This window comes from Variovorax sp. Root318D1 (assembly GCF_001424835.1).
GTDB lineage: Bacteria > Pseudomonadota > Gammaproteobacteria > Burkholderiales > Burkholderiaceae_C > Variovorax.
In genome coordinates this window covers 427,196-443,789 of record NZ_LMCQ01000001.1, presented here as the reverse complement: position 1 = coordinate 443,789, position 16,594 = coordinate 427,196, and the positions used below count along the sequence as shown (strand labels likewise).

Sequence of the window (16,594 nt, the reverse complement as noted above, 5' to 3'; positions counted from 1 at the left end):
TACCAGGAGCGAATTGGACCGGATGATCGCTGTTGCAATGTTGGCGTGGCCGGCGACCGGTATCGCCGGCGCGCTCGCGCATACGCTACCGGCTATGCATTCGTAGAACTCGGCTTCTGCTGTCGCTTTAAAGCGCAGGCAATTTGCCAGCGCGCCAGGCGGCACCCATGGCGTCGCTGTATGCAATGGTTTGCTGGCGCTGCGTGCCGAGCAGGTCACTGCCCAAGGTCATCACATCGCCCGGCGGCGTACCGGTCGGGATCACGTCGCCGGGCCGAAGCGCCATGAAGCGGCTGAGATAAGACACGATGGTTGCAACGCCGAAAATCTGCGTGCGGGTGTTGCCAGTCTGTCGGCGAGTTCCGTTCACGTCGAGCCAAAGGTCGATATTCTGCGGGTCCGGCACTTCGTCAGCCGTCAGCAACCAGGGTCCTATCGGCGCATAGCCAAGGTAGCTCTTGCCTTTGGTCCACTGGCCTTCCATTTCGATTTGCCAGGCACGCTCTGACACATCGTTGCAAAGGCAGTAGCCAGCTACATATTCCAGCGCTTCTGCTTCACTGACATGCCAGGCCGGACGACCGATCACGATGGCGAGTTCGACCTCCCAATCAAGCTTGCCTGAGCCGGGAGCGACGATGACCGGATCGTTGGGGCCAGCCAGCGCGCTGGTGTGCTTGTTAAAGACAATCGGCTGTGTGGGAATCGGCGTGTTGGTTTCTGCCGCATGGTCGGAGTAGTTGAGGCCGATGCAAACCACATTCGGAACCTGGCCTACGCAGGGTCCGAGCCGTGTATCGGCGGGCATTGCGGGCAAGCTCGATGTATCGAGGGCACGCAGCCTTGCAAGGCTCTCGGGCGAAAGTGTTGGTCCGTGAATGTCGCTCACGATGGAAGACAAATCGCGCAAGGTGCCTTGTGTATCAATGAGGCCGGGTTTTTCAGAGCCACGGGGGCCGAATCGAACGAGACGCATGGGGAATCCTTTTGGTTGTCAAAGCTGCTCGAGCGTCAGCGCAAGCTCGCCGAAGTTGCCATAGCGAAGCACGGCGGGACGCCTGAACGGCAGATCGATCGCCCCCGCAAATGAGCCGGTGATGACTGCCTGCCCGGCCTCTAGACCCGTGCCCTGGCTGCGCAGAAACTCGGCAAGCCAGTAAAGAGGCAAGCGCGGGTCGCCGTTGGGATGGCTGGCTGCAAATGTGACGACGTCATGGCCCTGTACCGAGAGTGCAATCTCGAAGGGACCAGGAAATGGCTCCTGCGCAAAATCCACGGCGGCAGTCGGCCCCAGGACCACGCTTTGGTGCCACAGGCTGTCGGCCATCAGTTCAGGGCCACTGGCGTCTGCAGCATCGTCATAGCGACAACCGAGCACCTCGACCGCCAGCCGCACTCTGCCGATGGCGGCGTTGACATCGGCAGGTGTGTAGGGGGTGGACCGTGGCGGCAGGCTTTGCTTGAGCTCGAATGCCAGTTCGGGTTCGATGCGCGCTGCGCCCGTCGGTCCGGCAGGCGCAGCAGCCATGCCGCCCGATGGCCTTGCATCATGCAGTGCGGCGGCGACCCAGCGATCGCTCGAGGGCAACCCGCATTTCCAGCCGATGACGGGGCTGCCGCGCAGTTCGCTGATTCGCCGCTGGATGCGCCAACCGTCTTCCGGCGTGGCAGGCCGCAAGCCGGCTTCCAGCCTTGCACCGAAGCGACCCGACGACTGAAGCGCGTGCAGGTAGCGCGCGGCGGCCTCGACAGCGCTCGGCTCCATGTTGGTCATGCGACCAGCCTCAGGGGCACTGCCGCTTTGCCAGAGCGGCGCAGCACAGCTCGGCTGAAAAAAATCTCGCCGATCTCGTCGCAAGTCGAAAACGCTCTGGTCGCGCTTTCGACGCCCTCGATCTGGATACCCTTCATTTGTCTGTTTCCTTGTGTCGATCGAAATGACCTGTCTGGCGATCCTTGCAGGGATCAGTGCAACGTCTCGAGCCGTTCGCCGGAGTCCGCGCGGAAAAGATGAACATGCGCGCTGTCCGCACCCAGGCGCACCTGGTCGCCGGGGCGCACACTGACCCGTTCGCGCAGCACGCAGGTGAGCTTGGTGCCGCCCGCATCGACGATGAGGTGCGTCTCCGAGCCGGTGGATTCCACCACCAGCACGCGCGCCTCCACGCCCTCGGCGTCCAGCCGCAGATGCTCGGGCCGCACGCCCAGCGTGAGGGCCTGCCCGCTGGTGGCCGGCACGCCCGGCACAGTCCAGTGGTTGCCCGCGTTGTCCACAACACCCTTGCCGTTCACCTTGACGGGCAGCAGGTTCATCGACGGCGAGCCGATGAAGGCCGCGACGAAGACGTTTCGCGGACGGTCGAACAAGTCGAGCGGCGTGCCTACCTGTTCCACGATGCCGTCGTGCATGGCGACGATCTTGTCTGCCATGGTCATGGCCTCGATCTGGTCGTGCGTCACGTAGACGGTGGTGGCCTTCAGGCGCTGGTGCAGCTCGCGAATCTCCGCGCGCATTGCCACGCGCAGCTTGGCGTCCAGATTGGACAGCGGCTCGTCGAATAGGAAGACCTGCGGATCGCGCACGATGGCTCGGCCCATTGCGACGCGCTGGCGCTGGCCGCCAGAGAGCTGCTTGGGCAGCCGCGTGAGCAGTGGCTCCAGCCCGAGGATCTTGGCGGCCCGGGCCACGCGCTCTTCTGTCTCCTGCTGCGGCGCATGGCGCAGCTTCAGCGAGAACGCGAGGTTGTCCGCCACCGTGAGATGCGGGTACAGCGCATAGTTCTGAAACACCATGGCGATGTCGCGATCCTTGGGCAGCAGGCCGTTCACGCGGCGCCCGCCGATGCGGATCTCGCCGCCGTCGATGCCTTCCAGGCCTGCGACCATGCGCAATAGCGTGGACTTGCCGCAGCCCGACGGGCCGACCAGCACGACGAATTCCCCGTCGCGGATGTCGATGCTCACGCCGCGGATGATCTGCGTGCTGCCGAAGGACTTGGCTACGTCCTGGATCTCAACTGTTGCCATCTTGGTGTCTCCTCATCAAAAGTGAAGCCTGTTGTCGCGCAAAGCCGGCCGCGTCCCGCTGCGCGCACTTCCGGTTCGAAGGGGAGTTGAGATCCCTCATCCCGCTTGCCAGGCAGTTTTCAGCCGCGTGTATTCATGCAGATAGCGGCCCACGGCAGCCTCACGTAGTTCGGCGGACTGTTGCAACAGCGCAAGGGCCGCGTCAAAGGCGCCGGGGTCACATGCCTCCAGCAATAGCACCCAGCGAGCCGGGGCCTGCAGGTCCTTGCGGTCCTTGCTTTCGGCGGTGCGCTGGCCCGACATGCCGGCGTCCGAGCCCAGCAGGTGCGCACCGCTGATGCGCGGCAGCCGCGCAGCGGCTTCCAGAGCCGAACCGAGACGCGGCACCACGTCGCGCACCGCGTCGTCCGCAATGTCGAAGCGCACAGTCAGCATCGCGCCACCCGAGCCCACGCCGTGGCTGGCCACCACGCGCGTGAGTGATCGCGTGGTCGTCTGGAAATGCGCGGTGGTCGCACGCGTCCACTCCGTAGGCTCGTTCAAGCGCGACAGGTAGTCACTGCTCTGGATGACCTGGAAGCTCGCGGTTTCATACAGGGTGAAGAACTCTGGCTGGGTCGCTGCATCGGCAGCGCGATAGCGGCGCCCCCGCACAAAACCGGGAATGCCCACGCGCTCGGGCATGTGCTCGTGCAGATGCCAAGCGTAAAACTCTGCGCGCCCGGCCTCGGCGATGTCGTTCCAGATAGCCACTGCACCTTCACCTGCCAGCATGGATTTCCTCCTTGAATGTGGTGGGCACGGCCTCGCGCAGGTTGAGCGCGACTTGGCCGACCGTTCGGAAACACGGAGCAGCCGCTCGCCCGGCCGCGCACGATGGACGCCGCTTCCGCTGGGGAAGTCCTTTACCCATTCGAGACTTTCAGCGGCGTAATCCCCATCATTGCCTCCATCACCTTGCGGCTAGGCCACAGGTCGGCAATCTCCGCCGCGGTGGCCTGCACGTCGGGCGCGATGGCGGCGATGCGCTCCGGTGGGAGTCGCGCCACGGGACCGGCCACGCTGACGGTGCCGATGGCGCGGCGGGTTTGCGGATCCACGATGGCGCAGCCCACCGCACACGTGCCCGGCTCCCCTTCCTCGATGGATGTGCCATAGCCGCGCTCGCGCGTCAGCGCAAGTTCGGCAAGCAGACTGGCCTCGTCGCGCACGAGTGGCCGACCGAACCGGGAAGGCACGACGAAGCCGCGCGCCTTCACCAGGGCCACTGCCTGCGCGTCGTCCAGGGTTGCGAGCCAGGCTTTGCCGGTCGACGTGGCGTGCAGCACCACGGGCTGACCCATATCGGGGTCGTAACGCAGGCCGGAGAGCGCACCCTGGGCCTTGGCGATCCAGATCAGCGCGTCGTCTTCCACCAACGCCAGGCGAACCAGTTCGCCGGTGCGCGCGGCGAGCCTGTCAAGGGAGGGCTGGCAAATCTCCGTGATGCCGGAGGCCGCGAGAAAGCGAAAGCCGATGGCGGCCAGTTTCACCGTCATGCGGTAGCGCTGGCTGTACTCATCCTGCACCGCCAGCCCCCGCCTCACCAATATGGACAGCAGTCGGTGCACGGCGCTCTTGGGCAGTTCCAGTCGCCGCGCGACCTCGCTGATTGGCAGCCCTTGGGGGTAGTCGGCCAGCAGCGTGAGGATGTCCAGCACGCGCTCGATCATGTCGCCAGTGGCCACAAAAAATCTCCATCTATTTAGAACAGGGTTCCAATGTAGCACTGAGGCCCAAGCCAATATCAAGGGATATCCCGCATGACGGGGCATAGTCAAGTCACTACATTGGAACGTCGTTCTATGTGAGGTCGTCTTTATGAATGCCATTCCCTACGCGGCAGCCGCGACTGTGATGCAGGCGGACCCCCGACCGCCGGGCTTCTGGGCGCGTTTCGCCTGGTTTGCGCCAGCCGTCGCCGTGCTGCTCGCCGTCACGCTCTATCCCACGGTCGTGGTGCTTTGGCTGAGCGTTCACCGCACGCGCCTCTATGAAGTGGTGCAAGGCGTGGGCCTGGCGAACTATGTCTCGGTGATCTCCTCTCCGGCCTTCCTCGAACTCAGCCTCAACTCCCTGCTGTACGTGTTCGGCGCGCTCGCAGTGGTGCTGCCTCTGGGGCTGGCCAGCGCCCTTGCACTGCAGAACATTGCGCGCGGCGCTGCATATGTGCGCACCCTGCTGTTGCTGCCCTGGACGCTGTCCATGGGCGTGGTGGGCTGCTTCTGGCTGTGGCTGCTCAATCCCTCGTACGGGCCCATGAGCTACCTGATGCGGTCCCTGGGCATGGAGCCCGGCCTGATGCTGGGCGATCCTTCGCTGGCGCTCGTTCTCGTCATCTTGGTCACCGCGTGGTGGTCCTTCCCCTACGTGATGGTGATGATGAGCGCCTCGCTGCAAAGCATCCCGGCAGAGCTGTACGAGGCGATCGACATCGACGGGGGTGGCCTGCGCGCGCGCCTGCGCCACGCGGTGTGGCCGCACATCGCGCCCACGCTGGGCAGCACCGCGCTGGCGCTGGGCATCCTCTATCTCACGCTCATCACGCTGATCCTGGTGCTCACCGGCGGCGGGCCGCTGGGCTCGACCGCAACCTGGAGCTTCGAAGTGTTCTCCAGCGCTTTCCGCTCGGTGGACCTCTCGCCCTCGTCGGTCATCTCCGTCGTGGTGCTGGGGGTCAACCTCTTCCTTGGTTACCTATACACGCGGCTCACCGGCCGCGTCTCGGGCTGAACATCATGCATATCCGACGTTCCGAAAAAATGCTGTCCTGGGCCGTGCTGACGGCCCTGGTACTGGTCGTGCTGATCCCGCTGTCCTGGGCGGTGCTCACCTCACTCAAGAGCGAGGCCAATGTCATGGCCTACCCGCCTACCTTCTTCCCTAGCGAGCCGAGCCTCTCGGCGTACAAGGCGGTGTTCCGGAACGAGACCTTCGGCTCCGACCTGTTCAACTCGGTGCTGTACGCGGTCGGCGCGGTTGTGCTCGCCGTACTGCTGTCCGCGCCTGCCGGCTACGCGGCTTCACGCTTCGAGTTCCGCGGCAAGCGCACCGTGATGATGCTCATCCTGTCCACGTCCATGATTCCCGGCGTTGCGCTGCTGGTGCCGACGTACTTCCTGCTGGACGCGCTGGGCCTCTTGAACAACGCGGCGGTCATCATCGTGGTGCAGGCCGCGCGCCTTGTGCCGCAGACGGTGTGGTTCATGCAGAACTTCGTGGACGCGGTGCCGCGCGAGCTGGACGAGGCGACCCAAGTGGACGGCGCCAATCACTGGCAAACCTTCACAAAGGTCATCTTGCCGTTGGTGCGGCCCGGTATCGCCGCAAGCGCCGTCATCGGCATGGTCACTACCTGGAATGACTACATCACCGTGGCCGCGTTCGCGCCCGAGGTAGCGCACCGCACGCTGCAAGTGGCCCTGGTCAACCAGGTGTTCGACAGCATCGGCATCACCTGGTCGTACGTCATGGCCTACGCCGTGGTGTCCTCCCTTCCCATCGTCGCCATCTTCGTGCTCGCGCAGCGATGGTTCATCAGCGGCCTGACCGCCGGCGCCGTCAAAGGCTAGTTCGCCACACGTGCACTTAAACCAGGAGACAAACATGAACGAGCAAAAACCAGCAAGCATGAACGAACAGAAATCAGCGCCCCGTACGAGCCGGCGCATCTTCCTGGGAGGCATGGCTGCCATTCTGGGCGCACCCGCAGGCCGGGCCTTCGCCCAGACCACCGAGACCATCGCCTACGACACCTTTCTCGACCCGGCCAACACCAAAGACCCGCGCGCGGCGGCGCAGACGCAGATGATCGCGGCTTTCGAGGCCAGCCAGCCGCGTGTGAAGGTACGCGTGGTGGTGGACCCCGCCGGGCAGAACGGCGTACGCGCGGCGCGCGCCAAGTCGGACAGCCCCGACGTGATCCGCGTGAACAACTTTCAGATGCCCGAGTTCGTGTCTACCGGCTCGGTGCTGGCCATCGACGAGCTGATCGCGCGCGACAAGGTGGACACCACGGACTGGCTGATCGGCATGGACCAGACCCGCGTCAACGGCAAGATCTGGGGCTTGCAGCAGGACTATCGCATCCCGATCTACGTCTACCGAAAGAGCAAGTTCGAGGAGGCGAAGATCGCGACGCCGCCGCGCTCGTACGCGGAAGTGAGCGCGCTCGGCCCGCTGCTGACCAAGCAGAACCAGATGGCCTACGGCGTCCCTATCGGCCTGAGCGGCGGGATCGGCGGCGCGCAGGCGTTCATGGAATTCATCGTGAGCTCCATCGTTGCGGGCAACAGCGACCCCTTCTTCGCGCCCAACGGCCGCGAGATCGGCTTCAGCGACAAGCGGCTGCTGTTGGCCGCCACCATCGTCAAGGACCTCTTCCAAAAGAAAGCTGCGACGCCTGTGAGCTTGCAGTTCGCGTACAACGAGCTCCAAGATGGGATGCGGGCGGGCACCGTGGCATCCGCCACCTTCGGGTTGTACCGCTATCGAGGCCTGAAGGCAGCCGTGGCCGACGATCTGGCCTGGGCGCCAGCGCCTTCGGTGGAGCCCGACGACAAGCACGCGGTGTATGGCTTCCAGATGTGCATCAATCGCCATTCGCCACGCCAGGGTGGCGCGTGGGAGTTCGTCAAGTTCATGGCCAGCCCGGCAGCTCAGGCGATCGCCGCGCGAGGCGGCGAAGTGGTGGCGCGCGCCAGCGCCTACAAGGACGCCTACTTCAAGACGCCGGAAGCCGAAGACCAGCTGGGCTGGAAGGCACTGGTGGAAAAACGCGGCCGCATGGTGAACTACTCCATGATCCAGTCGACCTTCAACCAGATCTGCGGCGAAGCCTTCCAGCGCATGATCCTGCGTGACCTGGCGCCCGCAGCCGTGGTGCTCGAGGTGCGCACCCGCTACACCGAAGCGCTGGCCAAAGCATGATGCCGCATGTCACCGGAACAACCCGACTCTATGGGTTGGTGGGCGATCCGCTGACGACAGCCAAGTCGCCCGAATTATTGAACCGACTCTTCATCGAAAAGCGCGCAGACGCGGTTTGCGTCCCGTTCGCGGTCAAGGACGATGACCTGGCCGCATTCGTCACCGGTGCACGGGCGTTGGGGAATCTCTCTGGCGTACTGGTCACAATGCCCCATAAGCAACGGATGCTGTCCTTTGTCGACGAACTGCATCCGACTGCTCGTCAGGTTGGCGCACTCAACGTCATCCGCTGCGATAAGGATGGGCGTTGGGTCGGTGCCATATTCGATGGCGTCGGTTGTGTACTTGGCATGCAGTGGGAAGGCAATGACCCGGCGAACAAGTCCGTTCTTCTCGTCGGCGCCGGAGGTGCAGGCAGAGCTATCGCTTTTGCAGTCGCTTCCGCGGGCGCTCGGGCGTTGACCATCTTCGATGTCGACGAGCGCCGCGCCGACGAACTCGCCACATCCGTCGCCGCCGCAACCGGTTGCACCACAAATTCCGGTTCAGCCGATCCACGCGGATTCGAGATCGTCATCAATGCCACGCCGCTGGGTATGCGCACGCACGACCCCTTGCCCGTGAATCCCGAGCGATTGGATCCCGGCAGCATCGTCGTAGACATCATCAATGCGCCCGAGCCGACGCCGCTTTGCCGCGCCGCCGATGCACGCGGTTGTCGTACCCAAGGCGGACGCCCGATGCATGAAGGGCAGGCACTGCATGCCCTTCGCTTTCTTGGATTCGATTACCGACCTGACGGTAAGTCACTACCGGACGGGTCCGAAACCACGCAGTTGTGGCCATCTGAATGAAAGGAAGATGTCATGAATAGGCTTGCCAGGGTTGCCGCAGCATGCTGTGCAGCTGGCTGCACGAGGGGAAAACACGCATGAAAGTCGCATTGCTGGAAGCCAGCCATTGGCATGTCCCGCTCTATCTTGATGCGCTCGAGACGCCTGGGATCGAGGTGGTTGCCGTTTCGGATGCGGAGCACGTCAAGGGAGAGGCAATTGCCGCGCGATTCGGGAGCAGGCTGTACTCGTCGGCCTATGAGCTGCTCGAGCGCGAGGAAGTCGATTTCGCGTTTGTGTTCGGTCGGCATTCCGAAATGCCGACGCTCGCGGAAGCGGTGATCGCGCGGCGAATTCCGTTTGCGCTGGAGAAGCCCTGCGGTGTCAACATGTCGCAGGTTACCCGGCTGCGGAAACTGACCGAGGAAGCCGATCTTTATTGCGCGGTACCGCTCATCTTTCGCATGAGCGACCTGCTCAGCGCGGTCAACGGTGCCGAGGGCCGTGTCCCGTCGGACTTCAACTACATGTCTTTTCGTTTCATCGTAGGTCCGCCCGGCCGTTATGAAGCCGCGGGCGCAGGCTGGGCGCTCGATCCCGCGTTCTCAGGTGGTGGGTCCACGATCAATGTCGCAACGCACTTCATAGACTTCTTCAGATTGCTGACCGGCAAGGAGATCGCGCGCGTCTCTGCCACCATGAACTCGCGGACGCACCGGGGCGCGGTTGAGGACTACTCGTTGCTGACGATGCAAACCGAGGATGGCGTGATCGGACTCGTGGAGACCGGATACAGCTTCCCCAGCACTTCAGACGAACAGCGCGAATTTTCGTTCACCCTTTCGTCCAATCGCATGTACGCGAAATCGGGACCCGACCGGATTGAGATCCGCGACCGAACCAATCTTGCCGCCGGCACTCGGAGCCTACGTCTCCAGTTGGAAACCGACGCCTACTACCCGTTGTTCGTCAAGCGGGTGCTTTCTGAATGTCGCACGGGTGCAAGACCGATCGCGTCATTGCGCGACGCCGAGGCAATGATGCAGGTCATGGATGCGGCCTACGCTTCGGCTCGGCAAGGGGGTGCGCTCCAGACTCTTGCGCCGATTGCTGTGTGATCCGACCAACGCGCATCTCTATAGCACTCGCTGACCAATCAACTGAAAGGGAATTCGATGAGCAAGACTGCGCGATACCAAGGTCCATTGCCGCTTGACCAGGCGAAATCCAAATTTGTTCTCACCCCTCTCGAGGACAACCGCTTTCATCGGGACGGTCCCCGCGCCAATGTTGAGTACCGGGATCTCGGAATGGCGGATGCTTCACGTGGCCGAATCAGCGCCAAGCACATCCGCGCTGTCCAGCCGTTCGGTAGGGAGACCGGTTGGCATTGGCATGACATGACCGCGCACTTCGTGTACGTGCTGAAAGGTTGGGTCGAATTCAAGTTTGACGGCATGCCCGAACCGGTGACCGTCGTTGCCGGCTCCTGCCTCAGTCAGCCCGCCGGAGTGGCGCACAACGTCATTCGCCAGTCTGACGACCTCGAGCTGATAGAGATCAACACGCCCGCGGACTATGTGACGGTCGAATGTTCTCTCTGAGCCGTTTGGCGCGAGAGCGCCTAGATAAAACCTCCACAAGCTGGCCCACGTAGGGTCGTACGATGCTTTTGTAGCGCTACCAGAAATTCAAAAATCAGATGCCCACCACCATCCGATCGATCGACTGCCTTCAGCTTCGACTGCCCTTCAACCACGGTGCGCCGGCACCCCTGTTCGCCGGGCGCCCGAGGACCACGTTGGACAGCGGCCTCGTCCGCGTCGAACTCGACAACGGCCTGGTCGGCTGGGGCGAGTCGTATGGCGCCGAACTCGACGCGCTCTCGGCGATCTTTCGCAGTCGGGTCGCTCCCCTCGCGACAGGCCGGGACGCCGCGGATCCCACGCTCATGGCTTCGCTTGAACGCACGTTGCACAACATGGGCCGCTCGGGGCCGGTACTGCATGCGTTGAGCGGCCTCGACATTGCGATCTGGGATCTGAAAGCGAAGCTCGCCGGCGTACCGCTGCATGTCCTGCTTGGCGGAGCGAGACGCACCCGCCTGCCCGCGTACGCGTCGCTGCTCCAGTACTACGGCGACACGGCGCTGGTGGCAAGGAATGTGGAGCGTGCGCTGGCGGCCGGCTTCGGACAGGTGAAGCTGCACGAGAAAACACCCGAGGCCGTGGCCGCTGCGCGCGGTGTGATGGGCTCGGACACGCCGCTGATGGTCGATGCGAACTGCGCCTGGACGGCCGACGAGGCCGTCGAGGTCGTGACCAAGATGGCGGCCTTCGACCTGCACTGGATCGAAGAGCCTCTCTGGCCGCCGGAGGACATGGAAGCACTTCGCGCACTGCGCGTTCGAACCGGCGTGCCGACCGCAGCCGGCGAGAACGCCAGCAGCGTGCATGAGCTGAGCCTCGCGGCGAGAGCCCAGGCCATCAACTATCTGCAGCCGAGCGCGATCAAATCGGGCGGCGTCACGACGCTGCTGCGGCTCTCGCGCGAATGCGCAGGCAGCGCCGTGCACTGCGCACCGCAGTCGGCCTTCTTTGGCCCGGGGTTGCTGGCCACACTGCACGTGTTGGCCGCGCAGGAGGACGAAGTGCATGTGGAGCGACTCTTCTGCGATCTCGGCTTCACGCCCTACGGCGACACCGTGCCCTGCATCGACGGCGCCTTTCAGCTGACAGACCGGCCCGGGCTGGGTGCCGACCCAGAACCAGCGCTGCTCGACAGCGGCTTCGTACGCCGCATCTAGAACTTATTTTCAGGAGACAGAAATGCCCATGCACAACAGGCGATCGCTGATCCGCGGGGGCGCTGCGCTCGCTTTGGCGGCGTCGCTCGGCGCGGGGCGCCTCGCGCTCGCAGACACGAAGGCGGCGGTCCGCCTCATCGTGCCCTACCCTCCGGGTGCGGCCACGGACACGCTCGGCCGCCTGATGGCGCAGGCATTGGAGCCCACCGCCGCGGCCCCGGTGATTGTCGACAACCGAGGAGGCGCCGGCACGCAGATCGGCACGCGCGCGGTCGCCACGGCGGCGCCGGACGGCCGTACGCTCGGCTTCGTCGACACAGCATTCGTGATCAATCCTGGGCTTTTCGGCAGCGCGTTGCCGTACGACACGGAGAAGGACTTCGCGCCAATTTCGCTCATGGCATCGGCGCCACTCGTGCTGATCGTGCACCGCGCGGTACCCGCAGCGACGCTGAATGAATTCGTGGCCCTGGCCAAGGCGAAGCCGGGCAGCCTCAGCTACGGATCGGCGGGCGTGGGCAGTGCGCCGCACCTGGCCGGCGAACAGTTGCGCGGGGCCGCCGCGATCGACATCAACCATGTGCCGTATCGCGGCGGCGGCACCGTACTGAACGACCTGCTCGCGGGTCACGTCCAGTTCGGGTTCACCACGGTCCCCACGATGATCGATCACATCCGCGCGGGAACCGTCCGTGCCTTGGCAGTCACCGGAGCGCAGCGGACCGCGCAACTGCCCGACACGCCGACGATGCAGGAAGCCGGGCTGCCCAGCGTCGACGCCACGCCGATCTTCGGCTTGATCGGGCCGGCCAAATTGGCGCCGGACACCGTGTCCCGGCTGTCATCCACCGCGGCACAGGCCGTGCGCACAGGTCCGCTACATCAGAAACTCATCGAGCTCGGCTTCGTGCCGGTCGGCAGCACCGCCGAGGAGTTCAGGACTCGCATACGGCAGGAGATCGAGAAATGGACCGCGGTCGTGAAAGCCGGGAACATCAAGCCCAATGCCTGAGACGACGCCCGCAAGCCCACATGCAGCCACTCGTTTCCCTGCGACGGCCGACGCCTTGCGCTCCGCAGAACAGCGCGCGGCCTACGACCTGATCGAACGGCGGCGCGGCCGTGTGCCTGCCCCCTATCTGCCATTGCTCGGGAGCCCCCGAGTTGCCGATCTTCTGGAGCAACTGTCGACCGAGCTTTGGACCGGCACGCTGCCGCAGCGAGTGCTGGAGGCCGTCTTTCTCATGACGGCACACCGGCAGCAATGCCGCCATCAATGGGAGACTCACGCAGCCAAGGCACTGTCGGCGGGACTTTCGTTGGAGATGGTTGAAGCGATTGCGGCCGGCAAGATTCCAGAGGATGGCGGATCGGTGGAAGCGGCTGGCCGCTTCTTCCTGGCGCTCACCGAGTGCCACAGCGTCCCGGACGAGTTGTTCGAGCAAGTACAGGGGTACTTCGGCGAACACGGCGTGGCCGAACTGGTGGCGTTCTGCGGACTGGCTGGAACTGTGGCCCTGCTCCTGAATGTGCAGCTGCCGCAGACGGCCGACAGTTGACCCTCACTACCTGACATCTGGATGTTCCCGCTCGAACTGCTTGTTCTCGTGCCACCGCCACGAGGCCGTCCAGCTAGTACAGGCCCATTGCCATCCTTTCTATCAGAGCGTTTCGAGCGCCAGCGCGATGCCCTGACCGCCGCCGATGCACAAGGTCACGATGCCCCGCCTCAAGCCGTCGCGTCGCATCGCATCGCATCGCCAGCGTGATCGCGGCGAATGCCTCGTTGATCTCGATGCGCTGGTTCGAGGGCAGCTCAGGGCCGCTCTCAGCGGACCTTCACCACGACCTTGCCTTTGGCACGCCCCTGCTCGACATAGGCCAGAGCCTCTGCGGTCTGGTCCAGCGTGAACGATCGGTCGACGACGGGACGGATCGCACCCTTCTCCACCAGCGCCGTGATCTGGCTCAACTGCTTGCCTTCTGCGCGCATGAAGACGAACGCATAGTTGACGCCGCGCGCCTTGGCCTTTCTTCGAATGCCGAAGCTCAGCAGGCGCAGCACCTGCTTCACCGGCCAGGGGAATCCCCGCTCGGCAGCGAAGGCGGGCGTGGGCGGCCCGGAGATCGAGATGAGGTGCCCGCCGGGCTTGAGCACCTGCAGCGACTTGTGCAGTTCATCGCTGCCGAGGCTGTTCAGCACCACGTCGTAGTCACGCAGTTCGATGGCGAAGTCCTGCTTCTTGTAGTCGATGACCACATCGGCGCCCAAGGCCTTGACCCAATCCACGTTCGCTGTGCTCGTATTGGTGGCGACCCAGGCGCCAAGGTGCTTGGCCAACTGGATCGCGATGGTGCCGACGCCACCTGAGCCCGCCTGAATGAACACCTTCTGCCCCTTCTTCAGCTTGGCCGTCTCGACCAAGACCTGCCAGGCCGTCAGCGCCACGAGCGGCAGCGAAGCCGCTTCGCCCATGCCGATGTTGGCGGGCTTGCGAGCCACCGACGTGGCCTTGACCGCGATCAGCTCTGCGAACGTGCCAATGCGGTCGTCGTCGGGCCGGGCATAGACCTCGTCACCCACATTGAAGTCTCGAACGAGACGGCCGACCCGCACGACGGTGCCGGCCACGTCGTTGCCGAGGATGAGCGGCATGCGGTAGGGAAGGACGCCGCGCTTGAACTCGCCGGTTCTGATCTTGATGTCCAGCACGTTCACGCTGGCGGCGTGGACCTGGATCAGCACGTCGTCGTCATGCATGCCCGGTTCAGGCATGTCGGCGATGCGACCGACTTCCTTCTTGCCGTAGCGGTCGATGATGAAGGCTTTCATGGGGATCTCTTTCTCTTGAAATGGAAGGTCCGGCGGCAGCCGCGCGACCCAGGATTCGAAATCATCGATGCCTTGCCGCAGCTCAGGCGCTCACGTCCACCACCGTGCGCCCACGCACCTGCCCTCGCAGCACGGGCTCCGCGAGGCCGGGGACATCCGCGAGGCCGACCACCTGGGTGGCACGCGCAAGCTTGCCCAGATCGAGGTCTGTCGCCAGGCGAGACCACGCTGCCAGGCGCACGTCCTGCGGTGCGTTGACCGAATCGATGCCGGCCAGCGTGACATTGCGCAAGATGAAGGGAAGGACCGAGCCGAGAAGGTCCATACCCTGTGCCAGGCCAAACGCGGCCACGGCGCCGCGGTAGCGGGTCTGGGCCAGCACATTGGCCAGTGTGTGGCTACCCACCGAGTCGACGGCTCCAGCCCAGCGCTCGTTGCCGATCGGCGCGCCCGGTTCGGACAGCGTGCGGCGATCAATCACCTCCACGGCGCCCAGGTCACGCAGATAGGCCGTCTCCTCCGCGCGCCCGGTCGAGGCGACGACGCGGTAGCCGAGCTTGGACAGCAGCGCGATGGCGACGGATCCGGACCCACCGCCGGCGCCGGTCACCAGCACCTCGCCCTTGTCCGGTGTCAGGCCAGCGTGCTCCAGCGCCAGCACAGCAAGCATTGCCGTGTAGCCCGCCGTGCCGATGGCCATGGCGTCTCGCGTCGAGAACACTTCTGGCAGCTTGATCAACCAGTCGCCGCTGACGCGAGCCTTCTGCGCGAAGCCGCCGTGATGCGTCTGGCTCAGGCCCCAGCCGTTGGCAACCACGCGGTCCCCCGGCACGAACGCCGGGTGTGAGGACGTTTCCACCACGCCGGCGAAATCGATGCCTGGAATCAGTGGGAACTGGCGGATGACCGGCGCGCGGCCGCTGATCGCCGCCGCGTCCTTGTAGTTCACCGTCGAGTAGTCGATCGCGACGGTGACGTCGCCGGGCATCAGATCAGCCTCGGAGAAATCGACCAGGTCGGTCGAAATCGCCTCACCAGACTTGGTGCTCAGTAGTGCTTTGAATGTCATTGCGCTGCTCCTTTGCGATAGCGGTTTGTTCGAGAGTATTCAACTGCGCGCGCAGGCGACGTGTGCGGCAGGTGTCGGAACATTCGCGAGTCGCAGCGCGTCGTTCAACACCTTGGCAGGCACGTCCGGCCGCTCGAGGACGATGAAGTGGCCGGCGCCAGGCACCTGGACAAACTCGGCCGCGGAGAGAAGCTGCTTGTTGGCTTGCCGGTCCGAGGGTCTTGACCAATCCTTCTCTCCGTAGATGAGGTGGACGGGTGCGCTGACCTCGGGGTAACGGGCGCGTGCCGCGATGAGGCTGGGCAGGTTGCCGTACACCGCGCGGGCGACGACCGGATAGCCGGGCCGGCGCCCCACGTTCAACAGTTCATCGAGGTAGTCATCGCGCAGGGCGGCTGTGTTGCCGAGGCCCCCACGGAGCACGGCGCGCACGATCGGCTTGGGTTGGACGCCCGCGATGGTCCGGCCGATACCCGGCGCAAGCGCGCCGGTCACGACGAACCGGGCCAGCAGGCTGGACCGCGCGATGCCGCCCGCGTAATCATAGGCATTGATCGCCACGACACGCCGCACCCGCTCGGGCAGATCGGCCGCGGTGGTGAGGGCGAGCGTCGCGCCCATCGACTCGCCGAGCAGCGTCACATCGCGCAAGTCGAGTCGGGTGATGAGGCTCTTGACCGCCTCGCGCATGGCCGGCTCCTCATACGAGGCGCCCGGCACGATCTGCGAGTAGCCCATTCCAGGGAGATCGAGGGCATACACCGTGTACCGCTCGCGGACCAGCGGGATGAGGTGACGGAAGTGCTCGGCCTGTGTGCGCACGGTGTGCAACAAGACCAACGGTGGCCCCATTCCTCCCGAGAGATAGCGCAATCGCCCCAGGCTTCCCTCGTTTGATCCGAGCGGATCGAGAAAGTGTTCCTCGGTCCCGGGAATCTTGATGGAGGAATGTGAATCCATGCTGGTGGGTGACACGGGGGGCTTCCTTGTATTTTTTGAGGGATGCTTGCTGGCGCACTCCATGCGCCTTCATGCGGATTTCAGAGCGGTGCGCAGGC

18 protein-coding genes and 1 pseudogene are annotated in these 16,594 nt (G+C 64.4%); 9 read left to right on the top strand and 10 right to left on the bottom strand.

Translation table 11 applies throughout. The annotated features are described in order from the left end of the window. Positions 1-127: 127 nt before the first annotated feature. The 6 genes from ASC78_RS02040 to ASC78_RS02020 form a co-directional block, all read right to left on the bottom strand. Positions 128-976 carry a fumarylacetoacetate hydrolase family protein gene (locus tag ASC78_RS02040; protein ID WP_055795637.1) on the bottom strand — a complete coding sequence of 283 codons (849 nt, stop codon included), beginning with the start codon at positions 974-976 and terminating at the stop codon, positions 128-130. An 18-nt stretch (positions 977-994) separates the two neighbouring features. Continuing rightward, positions 995-1,774: a hypothetical protein gene (locus ASC78_RS02035; protein WP_055795635.1), complete on the bottom strand. Its 780-nt coding sequence runs from the start codon at positions 1,772-1,774 to the stop codon at positions 995-997. Further along, the gene (locus ASC78_RS27320) at positions 1,771-1,911 is read right to left on the bottom strand and encodes a hypothetical protein (protein WP_157634351.1); all 141 of its coding nucleotides are present in this window, start codon (positions 1,909-1,911) and stop codon (positions 1,771-1,773) included. The genes ASC78_RS02035 and ASC78_RS27320 overlap by 4 nt, the downstream gene beginning before the upstream one ends. Positions 1,912-1,965: 54 nt before the next feature. Beyond that, entirely contained in the window at positions 1,966-3,027 is a 1,062-nt protein-coding gene (locus ASC78_RS02030) for an ABC transporter ATP-binding protein (RefSeq protein WP_055795633.1), read from the bottom strand. Between the two features lie 96 nt (positions 3,028-3,123). Further along, positions 3,124-3,801: a hypothetical protein gene (locus ASC78_RS02025; protein WP_055795631.1), complete on the bottom strand. Its 678-nt coding sequence runs from the start codon at positions 3,799-3,801 to the stop codon at positions 3,124-3,126. A gap of 131 nt (positions 3,802-3,932) precedes the next feature. Further along, positions 3,933-4,754, bottom strand: a complete 822-nt coding sequence (locus ASC78_RS02020; protein ID WP_200934240.1) for an IclR family transcriptional regulator — start codon at positions 4,752-4,754, stop codon at positions 3,933-3,935. A gap of 133 nt (positions 4,755-4,887) precedes the next feature. Here ASC78_RS02020 and ASC78_RS02015 point away from each other — a divergent pair, with 133 nt between their 5' ends. The 9 genes from ASC78_RS02015 to ASC78_RS01975 all read left to right on the top strand — a co-directional run bounded on the left by ASC78_RS02015 (position 4,888) and on the right by ASC78_RS01975 (position 13,193). After that, positions 4,888-5,799 carry a carbohydrate ABC transporter permease gene (locus tag ASC78_RS02015; protein WP_055795627.1) on the top strand — a complete coding sequence of 304 codons (912 nt, stop codon included), beginning with the start codon at positions 4,888-4,890 and terminating at the stop codon, positions 5,797-5,799. Between the two features lie 5 nt (positions 5,800-5,804). Beyond that, positions 5,805-6,638, top strand: a complete 834-nt coding sequence (locus ASC78_RS02010; protein ID WP_082517385.1) for a carbohydrate ABC transporter permease — start codon at positions 5,805-5,807, stop codon at positions 6,636-6,638. A 34-nt stretch (positions 6,639-6,672) separates the two neighbouring features. Beyond that, positions 6,673-7,995 carry an ABC transporter substrate-binding protein gene (locus tag ASC78_RS02005; RefSeq protein WP_082517384.1) on the top strand — a complete coding sequence of 441 codons (1,323 nt, stop codon included), beginning with the start codon at positions 6,673-6,675 and terminating at the stop codon, positions 7,993-7,995. Beyond that, on the top strand, positions 7,992-8,849 hold the full coding sequence (locus ASC78_RS26785) for a shikimate dehydrogenase family protein (RefSeq protein ID WP_082517383.1): 858 nt from the start codon (positions 7,992-7,994) through the stop codon (positions 8,847-8,849). Before ASC78_RS02005 ends, ASC78_RS26785 begins: the two co-directional genes overlap by 4 nt. Positions 8,850-8,926: 77 nt before the next feature. Then, a complete protein-coding gene (locus ASC78_RS01995; protein WP_055795966.1) occupies positions 8,927-9,946 on the top strand; it encodes a Gfo/Idh/MocA family protein in 1,020 nt (339 codons plus the stop codon). 57 nt (positions 9,947-10,003) lie between these two features. Further along, positions 10,004-10,432: a cupin domain-containing protein gene (locus ASC78_RS01990; RefSeq protein WP_055795619.1), complete on the top strand. Its 429-nt coding sequence runs from the start codon at positions 10,004-10,006 to the stop codon at positions 10,430-10,432. Positions 10,433-10,530: 98 nt separating this feature from the next. After that, positions 10,531-11,634 (top strand): mandelate racemase/muconate lactonizing enzyme family protein, encoded by a 1,104-nt coding sequence (locus tag ASC78_RS01985; protein ID WP_055795617.1) that lies wholly within the window; start codon positions 10,531-10,533, stop codon positions 11,632-11,634. 22 nt (positions 11,635-11,656) lie between these two features. Continuing rightward, on the top strand, positions 11,657-12,646 hold the full coding sequence (locus ASC78_RS01980; protein WP_235504956.1) for a tripartite tricarboxylate transporter substrate binding protein: 990 nt from the start codon (positions 11,657-11,659) through the stop codon (positions 12,644-12,646). Further along, a complete protein-coding gene (locus ASC78_RS01975; protein WP_157634350.1) occupies positions 12,639-13,193 on the top strand; it encodes a carboxymuconolactone decarboxylase family protein in 555 nt (184 codons plus the stop codon). Before ASC78_RS01980 ends, ASC78_RS01975 begins: the two co-directional genes overlap by 8 nt. Before the next feature lie 102 nt (positions 13,194-13,295). On the opposite strand, the pseudogene ASC78_RS27840 reads toward ASC78_RS01975, so the two are convergent. The 4 genes and pseudogenes from ASC78_RS27840 to ASC78_RS01960 all read right to left on the bottom strand — a co-directional run. Further along, positions 13,296-13,385: pseudogene (locus tag ASC78_RS27840) on the bottom strand (acetyl-CoA acetyltransferase); the annotation flags it as partial. Between the two features lie 77 nt (positions 13,386-13,462). Next, positions 13,463-14,467 (bottom strand): NADP-dependent oxidoreductase, encoded by a 1,005-nt coding sequence (locus ASC78_RS01970; RefSeq protein ID WP_055795613.1) that lies wholly within the window; start codon positions 14,465-14,467, stop codon positions 13,463-13,465. 82 nt (positions 14,468-14,549) lie between these two features. Further along, the gene (gene acuI / locus ASC78_RS01965; RefSeq protein ID WP_055795611.1) at positions 14,550-15,536 is read right to left on the bottom strand and encodes an acrylyl-CoA reductase (NADPH); all 987 of its coding nucleotides are present in this window, start codon (positions 15,534-15,536) and stop codon (positions 14,550-14,552) included. 39 nt (positions 15,537-15,575) lie between these two features. Further along, positions 15,576-16,511: an alpha/beta fold hydrolase gene (locus ASC78_RS01960; RefSeq protein WP_235504955.1), complete on the bottom strand. Its 936-nt coding sequence runs from the start codon at positions 16,509-16,511 to the stop codon at positions 15,576-15,578. Positions 16,512-16,594: the final 83 nt, after the last annotated feature.

Excerpts from the sequence above, each read along its gene's own strand:
- ASC78_RS02040 (WP_055795637.1), bottom strand. The coding sequence starts at position 976 with ATGCGTCTCGTTCGATTCGGCCCCCGTGGCTCTGAAAAACCCGGCCTC.
- ASC78_RS02035 (WP_055795635.1), bottom strand. The coding sequence starts at position 1,774 with ATGACCAACATGGAGCCGAGCGCTGTCGAGGCCGCCGCGCGCTACCTG.
- ASC78_RS27320 (WP_157634351.1), bottom strand. The coding sequence starts at position 1,911 with ATGAAGGGTATCCAGATCGAGGGCGTCGAAAGCGCGACCAGAGCGTTT.
- ASC78_RS02030 (WP_055795633.1), bottom strand. The coding sequence starts at position 3,027 with ATGGCAACAGTTGAGATCCAGGACGTAGCCAAGTCCTTCGGCAGCACG.
- ASC78_RS02025 (WP_055795631.1), bottom strand. The coding sequence starts at position 3,801 with ATGCTGGCAGGTGAAGGTGCAGTGGCTATCTGGAACGACATCGCCGAG.
- ASC78_RS02015 (WP_055795627.1), top strand. The coding sequence starts at position 4,888 with ATGAATGCCATTCCCTACGCGGCAGCCGCGACTGTGATGCAGGCGGAC.
- ASC78_RS02010 (WP_082517385.1), top strand. The coding sequence starts at position 5,805 with ATGCATATCCGACGTTCCGAAAAAATGCTGTCCTGGGCCGTGCTGACG.
- ASC78_RS02005 (WP_082517384.1), top strand. The coding sequence starts at position 6,673 with ATGAACGAGCAAAAACCAGCAAGCATGAACGAACAGAAATCAGCGCCC.
- ASC78_RS26785 (WP_082517383.1), top strand. The coding sequence starts at position 7,992 with ATGATGCCGCATGTCACCGGAACAACCCGACTCTATGGGTTGGTGGGC.
- ASC78_RS01995 (WP_055795966.1), top strand. The coding sequence starts at position 8,927 with ATGAAAGTCGCATTGCTGGAAGCCAGCCATTGGCATGTCCCGCTCTAT.
- ASC78_RS01990 (WP_055795619.1), top strand. The coding sequence starts at position 10,004 with ATGAGCAAGACTGCGCGATACCAAGGTCCATTGCCGCTTGACCAGGCG.
- ASC78_RS01985 (WP_055795617.1), top strand. The coding sequence starts at position 10,531 with ATGCCCACCACCATCCGATCGATCGACTGCCTTCAGCTTCGACTGCCC.
- ASC78_RS01980 (WP_235504956.1), top strand. The coding sequence starts at position 11,657 with ATGCCCATGCACAACAGGCGATCGCTGATCCGCGGGGGCGCTGCGCTC.
- ASC78_RS01975 (WP_157634350.1), top strand. The coding sequence starts at position 12,639 with ATGCCTGAGACGACGCCCGCAAGCCCACATGCAGCCACTCGTTTCCCT.
- ASC78_RS01970 (WP_055795613.1), bottom strand. The coding sequence starts at position 14,467 with ATGAAAGCCTTCATCATCGACCGCTACGGCAAGAAGGAAGTCGGTCGC.
- acuI (WP_055795611.1), bottom strand. The coding sequence starts at position 15,536 with ATGACATTCAAAGCACTACTGAGCACCAAGTCTGGTGAGGCGATTTCG.